A 12164-nucleotide genomic window follows, 5' to 3' on the forward strand; every position below is an offset into this window, starting at 1 on the left:
GAGCGTGACTGGTCGCAACGGCGTCCCGGCGGCCGTCGCGAGCCAGCGCATCGCCGAGGAGATCCGCGAGCGGATCCTCAACGGCACGCTCGCGCCCGGTGCCCGGATCATCCAGGACGAGCTCGCCGAGGAGCTGCGGACCAGCCGGCTGCCGGTGCGCGAGGCGCTGCGCATCCTGCAATCCCGCGGTCTGGTCACCCTGCGCGCGAACCAGGGCGCGTGGGTCGCCAGCATGGACATGCGCGAATGCGAGCTCAGCTACAAGATCCGGGAACGGGTGGAACCGCTGTTGCTCGCCGAATCGGCACCCCGGCTGTCCGACGACGACATCGTCGAACTGACCCGGCTGCAGGAGCAGATCGAGCGCGCCCACGACGTGGAGGAGTTCCTCGTCCTCGACCGGCGGTTGCACTGGGCCACCTATCGTCATCACCGTGCCGAAGAGCTGGCTTCGATCGTGGCGCGCCTGTGGGACACCACCCAGCACTACCGGCGCGCGTTCACGAGGCTCACCGGCGAGCACCGACGCTGGATCATCGGTTCCGAGCACCACCTGCTCATCGAGGCCCTGCGCGACCGCGACCACACCTCCGCCGAGCGCATCCTCGAACTCCACATCCGCCGCACGCGCGTCGAACTGGGGCGGCACCCGGAGCTCTTCCAGGTCACGTGAGCTCGTGCGTCCGTGGCGGCGCCGTGGACTCCCGGACCATGAGCCTGCCCTCGAAACGCATCACGTTCGGTTCCGTCCGCCGGCCGTCGCGCGGGTGCTGGATGCGGTCCAGGAGCAGCCGCGCGGTCATCGCGCTCATGTCCTCCAAAGGCAGGACATACCGTGTGAGAGGCGGATCGGTGACGTCGAGCCACCCGGATCCGAGGAAGCCCACGAGTGAGAGGTCCGACGGCACGGACAGGTTCCGGTTCCGCAGGGCTTTGAGCGCACCGAGGGCGCCGCGTGCCCCGGCGACGAAGATCGCGGTCACGGCCGGGTGACGTTCCAGGACGCGATCGGTGGCGGCTTCGCCCCACTCGACGTCGTAGGACGGTCCGTGCAGGATCGGACAGCCCCGCTTGGGCAACCCGGACCGGGCGCACGCGTCGTGGAAGCCGCGCACCCGGTCCACGGTCGTGCTCAGGTCCGCCGGCCCGGTGATCATGGCGATACTCCGATGGCCGAGATCGACGAGATGCCGCACCACTTCGGCGGCACCGCGCTCGTCGTCACCGATGACGCTGTCCACCCCCCGGGCCGACGATCGGCGGGCGTACTCGACCACCGGAATCCGCGGGTCGAGTGCGCGTACCGCGTCGGCGCCCTCGGACGTGCACGGGACGTGCACGATTCCGTCCACGCGGCTTTCCATCAACGATCGCAACAGTTCCTGGTCGACGTCCGCCGAGTTGTTGTTGCACGACACCAGCAGCCGGTAACCCTCGGTGCGCAGCACCCGCTGCACGACCGAAGCCGCCGTCGTGTAGAACTCGTTCTCCAGATCGGGGAGGATCAGGCCTGCCGAATAACTCCGGTTGCGACGCAACGCCCTCGCCAGCACGTTCGACGAGTAACCGAGCTCTCGAGCGGCCGCCTCCACCTTCCGCCTGGTTTCCGGTCGCACGTTCGGGTGCCCGCTCAGCGCACGGGACACCGTGCCCAGACCCAGGCCGGTGTACTCCGCCACGTCCTTCAAGGTAGCCATGATGGAAACGTTATTCCATGGAACCCGTTTCCAGGAAGATGTGCGTCGTGCAACTCGGTGTCGACATCCCCTTGACAAGCCGTTTCATTGGATTGAGACTTCACGCAGCCGTTGGAAAGGTTCCCAACGAGCTCGCGCCGGCGGACACAGCACACCATCTCGTGTGTCGGCGCCGGACTCCCCGGACTCGGACAGAAACCATGACCACCCGGGGACTCGACGAGAACGACCATGACGGGTTCCGCAAGACTTGCACCAGCAGTGCGGAAGGCCGCCGGGTCCGCAGAACCGGCAGTGAACCCGAATCGGGACAGCACGCACGGATCCGGCGGAACAGCGGTGCGATCCGCGAACGGACCGACACGACCTCGGCCCTCCCCGTCCCGGGCCTGAAAGGTGAATTCATGGAAAGCTTTCCAAGCCGCAGCGGCGTCGATCTCGCCGTCTTCCCCACTCCACACCGGCCAGGTTCGGTCGTGGCGGTTCCGCGGCGGTCGCGTGTCACCGGGGCCGGGAGCGCTGCCGCGTTTTCGACAGGACAAGGAGAAGCACACCGTGGCATCTGAGGCACCGGCCGCGCACCTGACCGATTCGCGCGCGCTGGGCTCGTTGTTCGCGTCCGCGGAGATCCGGGATGTTTTCACCGACCGGGCGATGATCCAGTCGTGGCTCGACGTCGAGGTCGCGCTCGTGAGGGCACAGGCCGATCTCGGAATCGTCCCCGCGGACGACGCGGACACCATCGCCGCGAGCGCGCTGGCGACGGAGTGGGACCTGAACGCGCTCGCGACCGAGATCGGGCGCACGGCACACCCCCTGGTGCCCGTGATCCGCGAGCTGGCCGCCCGCAGCGGCGACGCCGGTGGGTGGGTCCACTACGGAGCGACCACACAGGACATCACCGACACGGGCCTGGTCCTGCAGGCGCGCGCCGCGCTCGACCTGACCGCCGCGCTCCTTCGCGACCTCATCGGCACATTGACCGGACTCGCGCGCCGTCACCGCGATCTGCCCATGATCGGGCGTACGCACGCCCAGCACGCGCTGCCGATCACACTCGGGTTCAAGTTCGCGGTACTGCTGGCCGAAGCCGAACGTCATCTCCAGCGGCTCACCCAGCTGCGGCCACGTGTGCTCGTCGCCGAACTCGGCGGGGCGGTGGGATCGATGGCCTCGTTCGGCCCACAGGGCCCTGAATTGCTGCACCGCATGGCCCGGCACCTCGATCTCGGCACTCCGGACATCGCCTGGCACACCGCGCGGGACGGCTTCGCCGAGCTGACCTGCGTGCTCTCGATGATCTCCGCCACCTGCGGGAAGATCGCGAACGAGATTCGCGTCCTGCAGCGCACCGAGGTCGCCGAAATCGAGGAGCCGTTCGTCCTCGGCAAGGTCGGCAGCAGCACCATGCCGCACAAGCGAAACCCCATGCTGGCCGAGTTCGTGCTGTCCAACGCGATCCTCACCCGGCAGTCCCCGGCGGCCATGCTCACCGCGATGCTCCAGGAGCACGAGCGGGACATGACGGTGTGGGGCGTCGAGTGGTCGGTCCTGCCGGAGACGTTCATCCTCACGGGCGGTCTGCTCGAACGCGCCACCCGATTGCTCGACGGCCTGATCGTGCACCCGGAAGCCATCCGGCGGAACTTGCACCGTCTCGGTGACCTGATGCTGTCCGAGGTCGCGATGATGCGCCTCGCGAACGAGCTGGGCAAGACCGAGGCGCACGAGGTCGTCTACCAGGCGGCCATGGCCGCATGGGAATCCGGCCGGTCGCTCAAGGACGCGCTGCTCGACGACGAACGGGTCAGGGCGGCGACCGATCCGGCGGAACTGGACCGGCTTCTGGTCCCGGAGTCCTACCTGGGCTCCTGCGCGAGCTTCGTGGATCAGGTGCTGGCGGGGTCGGCGGCGCGACAGGCCGAGGAGGACTCCGGTGCCTGAACCCATCGGCGTGATCGGCACGGGGGCCATGGGCTCGCGCTTCGCCCGGCGGCTGGCCGGGCTCGGCCATCCCGTGCACGCCTGGAACCGCACCCCCGCTCGTGTCGAAGCGCTGCAGGACGCGGGCGTGGTCGCCCAGTCCACGCCGCGCGCCGTCGCCGAACGGTGCGAGCTCCTCGTGTGCATGGTGTGGGACTCCGAGGCGCTGCGCTCTGTCGCAAGAGGACCCGGCGGCTTCATCGCCGGGATGTCACACCGGCACGTGGTACTCGACGCCAGCACGGTCGAGCCCGAAGTGAGCGCCGAGATCGCAACCGCGGTCGCGGGCGCCGGAGCGGCGATGCTCGACACACCGGTGTCGGGCAGCCTCGACGCCGCCGAGAGCGGGCGACTCATGATCATGTCGAGCGGGCCCGTGCGGGCATTCGACCGCGCACGTCCAGTGCTGGACGCACTCGCGCGGTCGGTCCGGCACGTCAGCGAGGTCAACGGCAGCGCGCTCGCACTGAAGCTGGCGATCAACCTGCAGGTGGCCCTCCAGGAGGTCGCGTGGGGCGAAGGCCTCGCCCTGGCCGCGGAATTCGGCATCGATCGCGTCCAGGCGACGAGTGTGATGCTGGACAGCGTCATCGCCTCACCGATGCTGCACTACCGGGCACCGTTCGTGCTCGATCCTCCCGGTGAAGTGTGGGCGAGCAGCGCACAACTGCTCAAGGACGTCTCCTACGCGGTCGCTCGGAGCGGCGGGCACGCGGTCGCCGGCCGCCACGCTCGCGACCTGCTCGCGAAGATCTGCGGGGACGAGCGGGCGGACCGCGAGGCCGCGGAGCTGATGATCGCCGTCGCCGACGGCGAACGACCGGATGGGCCGACGCGGTGAAGGCCGCCGTCCTGCACGGACCCGGGGACCTGCGGGTCGAGGAAGTGCCCGATCCGCCGGTCCCGCGCCCGGACGAGGTCACCATCGCCGTGCACCGGTGCGGCCTCTGCGGTACCGACGCGCACGAGTACGCGCACGGTGGTCCGATGACGCCCCTCCGCGAACGCCACCCGTGGTCGGGACACCTCGGCCCGACGATCATCGGTCACGAGTTCATGGGCACGGTGACCCGGGCGGGAACGGCGGCGGGTTTCGCCGAAGGTGCGCGGATCGTCGCGGGGGCGGGCCACTGGTGTGGTGACTGCCCGCCTTGCCGCGCGGGACGGACGAACCTGTGCCGTCGCTACCACACCTACGGGCTGAGCACGCACGGCGGGATGGCCGAATTCGTCACGGTGCCCGCGGCGATGTGCGCAGGTGTACCGGACGGGTGCACGGACGACAACGCCGCACTGGCCCAGCCGGTCTCGATCGCGATGCACGCGCTGGACCGGGGACAGGTGCCCGAGGACAGCGAGATCCTCGTGATCGGTGCCGGCGGCGTCGGCGCGCTCCTCGTGGCCGCCGCGGCGGATCGCGGACTGACCGTCCACGTGGCCGACCTCGACCCCGTCCGCCTGGCTGCCGCACGGCGCCTGGGCGCGGCCACCACTCAGCAGGTGGACGGGCAGACCGGGGCGACCGCGTTCCGCGGGCTGGCCACGGTCTTCGAGACCTCCGGCGCGGCCGCCGGCCTGCGCATGGCACTCGATGCGACGGCTCCCGGCGGCCGGATCGTCGCGGTCGGCTTGCCCGGCGGCACCGCCGAGTTCGACCTGCGGGCCGCCGTAGTGTCCGAAAAGGACATTCGAACGTCCAGTGCGCACGTCTGCCGGCGCGACCTGCCGGCGGCGGTCGACCTGCTGTCCCGCTTGGACCTGGCCACCGAGATCGTGGCCAGGGTGCTGCCGTTGGACCGGATCCACGACGGACTGGCCGGCGGGGGCAAAACCCTGATCGACATCCGGGGAAAGGAATAACGATGACACAGCGACGTCTCATCAAGAACGGCACGATCGTGTCGATGGATCCGACGCTCGGTGACCTGGCCCGCGGTGACGTGCTCGTCGAGGACGACAGGATCGAGGCACTCGCCCCGGATCTGGGGCCGGTCGACGCCGAGATCATCGACGCGTCCGGCTGCATCGTCATGCCCGGGCTGATCGACACGCACCGGCACACCTGGCAGGCTTTCCTCCGCGGTATCGCGGCGGATTGGACGCTGGGCCAGTACATGACCGGCCTCCACCTGGGGCTGAGCGCCTTCTTCACCGCGGAAGACACCTACGCAGGCAACTTCGCCGGTGCCGTCGAAGCACTCGACAGCGGCATCACGACACTGCTCGACTGGTCGCACAACGTCAACACCCCGGAGCAGAGCGACGCCGCCGTGCACGCGCTGGCCGACTCCGGGATCCGGGCCGTGTTCGCGCACGGGGGCGGCGCGGACATGTACCAGGTGCCCAGCGACGTGCCGCACGACCGGGACGTGCGCCGCGTGCGCGGCGAGCACTTCTCAGCCGGAGACGGTCTCCTGACCATGGCGATGGCCCTGCGCGGCCCGCAGTTCGCCACCGTGGACGTCACCGAGTCCGACGTGGCGCTCGCGCGGGAACTCGACCTGCCGATCACCCTGCACGCGGGTGACGGCGAATGGGGCCGCTCCGGGCCGATCCGCCGGTTGGCCGAGCGCGGGCTCCTCGGTCCCGACACCACCTACGTGCATTGCAACACCCTCGGCGACGACGAGCTGCGACTGATAGCGGACTCGGGGGGCACCGTCTCGATCGCACCCGACATCGAGATGCAGATGGGGCACGGCTGGCCGGCGACCGGCCGGTTGCTCGCCGCAGGAATCCGTCCCGGCTTGTCGATCGACACGTGCGTGTCGAACGGGGGTCACCTGTGGGGCACCATGCGGGTCGCCCTCGCCACCCAGCGCGCGCTGGACAACTCGGAACCGGGTGCCAGTGACCGCCCGGAGGTCTCGCTGGGCTCCCGCGACGTGCTGTCCTTCGCCACCCTCGACGGCGCGCGCGTGCTCGGACTCGGCCACAAGGTGGGCTCGCTGACCCCCGGCAAGCAGGCCGACATTCTGCTCGTCCGCGCGGACACCGTCGCACTGGCCCCGCTCAACAACCCCGTCGGCCAGCTCGTCTACGCAGCCCACCCCGGCCTGGTCGACACGATCCTGGTCGCCGGTGAAGTGGTCAAACACCACGGTGTCCTCATCGGCGACCGCGCCAAGCGGGCTTGCCGCCTGGCCACCGAGCACCGGGACGCGTTGTTCGATCGCGCCGCGCGCAGCGAACGGCTCACCGATGCGCGGACGGGCGGCGGCTGGCAGCCGGCACCCCTGACGGCCGCGAACTGAGAACAAGGAGAAAACGGAAATGGGTATCGCCACCTACGGCAGCACCAACGTCGACTGGGAAGCGCGGATCGACATGGACCGGCTGCGCACCGAACGACTGGCGCGGCTGCGGGACCACCTCGAGCGGTCCGAGTTCGGTGCCGTGCTGGCATTCGACTTCTACAACATCCGGTACATGACCGCGACGCACATCGGGACCTGGGGCATCGACAAGATGGTCCGGTTCGCGTTGCTCATGCGCGGCGCCGAACCGATCGTGTGGGACTTCGGTTCCGCCGCCAAGCACCACCAGCTGTACAACCCCTGGCTCACCGACGAAGACGGCACCTCGCGGTCCCGGGCCGGAATCTCCACGCTGCGCGGAGCGATCCACCCCGGGGCGGGCCGGGCGGAGTCGGTGGCCGCCAAAGTCGCCGAGGAGCTGCGCGCGCACGGGCTGGACAAGGAACCGCTCGGCGTCGACTTCATCGAGCTGCCCGTGCACCGGGCCCTGCTCGCCGAAGGGATCGACGTGCAGGACGGGCAGCAGGTCTTCCTCGAAGCGCGCCGCGTCAAGACGCGCGACGAAATTTCCCTGCTCACGCACGCTTGTGGCCTGGCCGACATGGCCTACGAGGAGCTGTACCGGGCTCTGAAGCCGGGGATGAAGGAGAACGAGACCGTCGGGCTGGTGTCCAAACTGCTCTACGACAACGGCTCGGAGTTCGTCTCGGGGATCAACGCGATCTCCGGTGAGCGCTGCAACCCGCACCCGCACCTCTACTCCGACCGGATGATGCGGCCCGGCGACCCGGCCTACTTCGACATCGTGCACACCTACCTGGGCTACCAGACCTGCTACTACCGGACGTTCGCGGTCGGCAGCGCCTCGCCGGCGATGCGCGACGCCTACAAACGGGCGCGTGAGATCATGGATGTCTCACTCGCCGCGGTCAAACCCGGTGTCACCACCGCCGACATCGTGTCCCTCTGGCCGAAGGCACAGGACTTCGGCTTCGACAACGAGGAAGCGGCCTTCGCGCTGCAGTACGGGCACGGCGTGGGTATCTCCGTGTGGGAAAAGCCGATCTTCTCCCGTCTGACCTCGCTCGACCACCCCGAGGTCCTCGAGGAGGGCAACGTGTTCGCACTGGAGACCTACTGGCCCGCCAAGGACGGCTGGTCGGCCGCCCGGATCGAGGAGGAACTGGTGGTGACCGCCGACGGATGCGAGGTCATCACCCGTTTCCCCGCCGAGGAGCTCCTGGTCGCAGGGCAACGCTACTTCGCCGCGACCGGTCCGCTGCCCGCCGTCCGTGAGTCCCAGTCACATCTCAACACCCCTGAGGGACGGAACGGAGCCCCCGCGTGACAACCACACTGGCGGAGTACCGGATGCGCATCGGCGCCACGTGGGCCGAAGCGGCCGACGGCAGGCGCTACGACACCGTCAACCCCTTCACCGGCCGGGCGTGGGCGAGCGTGCCCGACGGCGGACCGGAGGACGTCGACCGCGCCGTCGAGGCGGCCACCGCGGCGATGACCGGCGAGTGGGGACGAGCCACCGGTTTCGAACGAGCCCGCCTCATGCGCCGCCTGGCGGACGTCCTGGAACGCGACGCGGACGAGCTGGCCCGCCTGGAAAGCACCGACAACGGCAAGTTGATCCGGGAGACCTCCGGGCAGGCGAAGGCGCTACCGGAGTGGCTCCGCTACTTCGCCGGCGTCGCCGACAAACTACAAGGCGACGTCATCCCCGCCCAGAACCCGGATTTCCTCATTTACACCCGGCACGAGCCGGTCGGGGTGGTGGGGGCCATCGTGCCCTGGAACTCGCCACTGTCGCTGCTGATGTGGAAGTTCGCCCCGCTGCTGGCGGCCGGGTGCGCACTGGTGGTCAAGCCGTCCGAATACACCCCGGTCACCGCGCTCGCGCTCGCCGAGCGGGCGGTGGAAGCGGGTCTGCCACCGGGTGTGCTGAACGTCGTGACCGGGCAGAGCGCCGACCTCGGCCGAGCGCTGGTGGCTCATCCCGGCGTGCGGCAGGTGGCGTTCACCGGTTCACCGGAGGTGGGCATCAAAGTCGCCCAGGGCGCCGCGGCACACCTGGCCCGGACCACCCTCGAGCTCGGCGGCAAGTCGGCCCAGGTCGTCTTTCCGGACAGCGACCTCGACGCGGTGGTCGACGGCGTGATCGCCGGGATCTTCGCCGCCTCAGGACAGACCTGCGTCGCCGGTTCGCGCCTGGTGGTGCACGAGGAGGTCGAGCAACCCGTCCTGGACCGCCTCGTGGAGCGGACCCGCGCCATCAAGCTCGGTGATCCGCTCGACCCGGCGAGTGAGATGGGCCCGCTCGCCAACGAGACGCAGCTCAAGACCGTCACGGGCTTCGTGGAGCGGGCGGCCGCCGAGGGGGCGCGGATCGTGCACGGCGGAGGGGGCGACCCGGCCCTCGGCGGCATGTTCTACCTCCCCACCGTCGTCACCGGGGTGCGTCCGGACATGGAGATCGCGCAGGAGGAGATCTTCGGCCCCGTGCTGTCGGTGCTGCGCTTCCGCACCGAGGACGAGGCGGTCCGCATAGCCAACGGGACGCGGTACGGGCTGGGGGCCGGTGTCTGGACGAACGATGTGCGCAGGGCCCACCGGGTGGCGCACCGACTGCGGGCGGGCAACGTGTGGATCAACGCTTACCGCATGGTCGCGCCGAACGTGCCTTTCGGCGGCAACGGCCACAGCGGCTGGGGCCGGGAAAGCGGGATGGACGCCGTGCGTGAGTACACCGACACGAAAGCGGTGTGGGTCGATCTCGCGGGCAACGCCCGCGACCCGTTCCGGCTCAACTGAACCCGAACGGCGGGGCCACGAGCACACGGATGTCGTCGTGGCCCCGTTCGCGGACCGCGCACCGGCGTGCGACCGCGCACCCGTCGCCGTGCCGTGCGGGTCGAGAACCGGCGCCCGGATGCCGCACTGCCCGACGAACCCACACCCGCCGGCGCCACCAGACCACCACATGGCTGTCCGCGTCATGCCGGCACGAAGCCCTGACATCGGAGTCACCCCATGGCAAACCGTACGAAGTGGACGGTTCTCGCGAGCTGCTTCCTCGCCTACACCTTCGACGCCGTCGAGCTCGTCGCTCTGACGGTCGCGCTACCCACCATCCGCTCGGATCTGCACCTCACGGCCGTGCAGGGCGGGTGGCTGGCCACCGCGACACTGCTGGGCATCGGCTTCAGCAGCCTGTCGGCGGGCTGGTTCGCCGACAACCACGGACGCAAGACCGCATTGCTCACCTCATTGCTGGTTTTCGGGGTGTTCACGGCACTCCTCGCGGTCCCCGGCGGTTTCTGGCTGCTGCTCACCCTGCGGTTCGTCGCCGGGTTCGGGCTGGGTGGCGTGTGGAGCGCCGTCTCGACACTGGTCGTGGAGGCCTGGCCCGAACACCAGCGTGCCCGCGCGGTCGCGTTCGTGATCGCGGCGTTCCCGGTGGGCGGCGTGATCGCCTCGCTGGCCGGCTCTCTGCTGCTACCCGACTGGCGGTTGATGTTCCTGGTTCTGGGCGCGGCGGTACTGGTCCCGGTGCTCGTCGTCGCCGTCACGATCGAGGAGTCCACCAGCTGGCTGGCGCAGCGCCGCACCGGCGCCGGGGAACGCTCCAGGTCCGTCACCATCAAGGAAATCTTCGCACCGGAACTGCGGAAATCCACGGTGCTCGGGACGGTCGTGGTCGCGCTGGCCCAGGTCGGGTTCTGGGGGGTCAGCACGTGGCTGCCCACCTTCCTGACCGGCCGCGGTCTCGACATCAAGCTCGTCGCTCTGCTGGTCGCCGCGAACAACGCCGCGATGTTCGTCGGCTACAACGTTTTCGGCTACGTCGCCGACAGGATCGGCCGCAAGGTCACCATCATGCTCACTCTCCTGGCCTCCGCCCTGATCCTCCCGGTCTACGTACTGACCACGAGCCACAGCGTGCTCGTCTGGATCGGGCCGTTGTTCGCCTTCCTGGCCTCGTTCGGGGCACTGTTCGGCGCCTATCTCGGCGGGTTGTTCCCCACTCGGGTGCGTGCCAGCGGCGCCGGATTCTGTTTCAACGTCGGCCGCGGTGTCTCGGCCTTCGCCCCGTTGGCGCTCGGCGGACTGGCCGCAGGGTACGGACTGTCCTCGGGTCTGATCGTGTGCGCCGGGTTCTTCGTGTTGTCCGCGCTGGGGATGATCCCGCTGCCGCGGCTCGAGGCGGCGGGGGCGGCGGACCGGGCAGTGGCCGCCTCGCCCGACACGGTGAGCGGGTGAGGACCTCGGCCGTGCTCCCGTCTCGTGCCTCACTCGGCGGTGAGCGCACCGCAGAGCGCGCAGAACGCCCGGGCCGCCGGACTCGCGTGCGCACCATCGCCGACAGCGAGCGACACCCGCCACAGCACCTCGCCCGGCAGCGGTCGCGACACCAGGCCCGCTGCCTTGTCCTTCATCGCCACCGGCCGCGGCACGATCGCCACACCCAATTCGCACCGGACCAGATCCAGCAGGCTGTGCACGTCGTTGACCTCCAAAGCCACGCGACGAGTGAGTCCCTGCTCCGCAAAGGCGTGATCCGTCACCTGGCGGATACTCCAGTCACGATGGAAGTCCACAAAGGTCTCGGCGGACAACTCCGACCAGGCCGGTACGTCGACGGTTGCCAGCGGATGCCGCGGCCCGGTCAGCAGAACCATCGGTTCGGCCGCCAGGGGCACCGTGCGCACGCTGTCCTGAACCGGCTCGTCCCCCGCGACGAAAGCCACGTCGAGCTGCCCGGCGACGAGCTCTCGCATCAAATCGGCCGACCCGCTGTGCCGGAGCCGGATCTCGATGCGAGGGTGTGCCGCGTGGAGCTTCGCGAGGGCCCCGGGGACGTCCACGACGCCGATGCACTGCTCGGTCCCGACCGCCAGCACGCCTCTGACAAGTCCCTGGACCTCCGCGGCGGCCTGCTTCGCCGCCTCGGCGCCCGCGATGGCGCGCCGCGCGTCGGTGAGGACCGCGCGACCGATCTCGGTGAGTTCGACACGTCGCGTGGAACGGACGAACAGCGGTCCTCCCAGTTCGCGTTCCAACGTCCGGATCGAGGCGGACAAGCCGGACTGGGACACCATGAGCCGGCGCGCTGCGCGGGTGAAGTGCCGTTCCTCGGCGACCGCCACGAAGTACTCGAGATGACGCAGCTCCATGATTGTGCAGCCTAGCCGATGAATCTGTGCGATTTCTTCTG

The 12164-nt window shown here is 69.5% G+C and carries 10 protein-coding genes; 8 read left to right on the plus strand and 2 right to left on the minus strand.

The features are described from left to right. Positions 1-4 precede the first annotated feature (4 nt). The gene (locus tag HNR02_RS31350) at positions 5-673 is read left to right on the plus strand and encodes a GntR family transcriptional regulator (RefSeq protein WP_179777237.1); all 669 of its coding nucleotides are present in this window, start codon (positions 5-7) and stop codon (positions 671-673) included. Here HNR02_RS31350 and HNR02_RS31355 read toward each other — a convergent pair. Continuing rightward, positions 666-1697: a LacI family DNA-binding transcriptional regulator gene (locus tag HNR02_RS31355; protein ID WP_179777238.1), complete on the minus strand. Its 1032-nt coding sequence runs from the start codon at positions 1695-1697 to the stop codon at positions 666-668. The two genes, HNR02_RS31350 and HNR02_RS31355, sit on opposite strands and share 8 nt — an antisense overlap. A gap of 555 nt (positions 1698-2252) precedes the next feature. Between HNR02_RS31355 and purB the strand changes: the two genes are divergently transcribed. From purB to HNR02_RS31390, 7 genes are all read left to right on the plus strand, one after another. Next, positions 2253-3641 carry an adenylosuccinate lyase gene (gene purB / locus HNR02_RS31360; protein WP_179777239.1) on the plus strand — a complete coding sequence of 463 codons (1389 nt, stop codon included), beginning with the start codon at positions 2253-2255 and terminating at the stop codon, positions 3639-3641. Further along, positions 3634-4521, plus strand: coding sequence for an NAD(P)-dependent oxidoreductase (locus HNR02_RS36635; RefSeq protein ID WP_179777240.1), 888 nt, complete (start codon positions 3634-3636; stop codon positions 4519-4521). The genes purB and HNR02_RS36635 overlap by 8 nt, the downstream gene beginning before the upstream one ends. Next, positions 4518-5540 carry a zinc-dependent alcohol dehydrogenase gene (locus HNR02_RS31370; RefSeq protein ID WP_179777241.1) on the plus strand — a complete coding sequence of 341 codons (1023 nt, stop codon included), beginning with the start codon at positions 4518-4520 and terminating at the stop codon, positions 5538-5540. The genes HNR02_RS36635 and HNR02_RS31370 overlap by 4 nt, the downstream gene beginning before the upstream one ends. A gap of 2 nt (positions 5541-5542) precedes the next feature. Next, positions 5543-6934 (plus strand): amidohydrolase family protein, encoded by a 1392-nt coding sequence (locus HNR02_RS31375; RefSeq protein WP_179777242.1) that lies wholly within the window; start codon positions 5543-5545, stop codon positions 6932-6934. A gap of 19 nt (positions 6935-6953) precedes the next feature. Continuing rightward, positions 6954-8285, plus strand: a complete 1332-nt coding sequence (locus tag HNR02_RS31380; RefSeq protein WP_179777243.1) for a M24 family metallopeptidase — start codon at positions 6954-6956, stop codon at positions 8283-8285. Beyond that, on the plus strand, positions 8282-9760 hold the full coding sequence (locus HNR02_RS31385; protein WP_312861234.1) for an aldehyde dehydrogenase: 1479 nt from the start codon (positions 8282-8284) through the stop codon (positions 9758-9760). The genes HNR02_RS31380 and HNR02_RS31385 overlap by 4 nt, the downstream gene beginning before the upstream one ends. A gap of 219 nt (positions 9761-9979) precedes the next feature. Beyond that, complete coding sequence (locus HNR02_RS31390) at positions 9980-11209, plus strand: MFS transporter (protein ID WP_179777244.1); 1230 nt, start codon at positions 9980-9982, stop codon at positions 11207-11209. Positions 11210-11238: 29 nt separating this feature from the next. On the opposite strand, the gene HNR02_RS31395 is transcribed toward HNR02_RS31390, so the two are convergent. Beyond that, complete coding sequence (locus HNR02_RS31395) at positions 11239-12123, minus strand: LysR family transcriptional regulator (protein WP_179777957.1); 885 nt, start codon at positions 12121-12123, stop codon at positions 11239-11241. Between the last annotated feature and the right edge of the window lie 41 nt (positions 12124-12164).

Origin of the sequence: Amycolatopsis endophytica (genome assembly GCF_013410405.1) — a bacterium.
GTDB lineage: Bacteria > Actinomycetota > Actinomycetes > Mycobacteriales > Pseudonocardiaceae > Amycolatopsis_E > Amycolatopsis_E endophytica.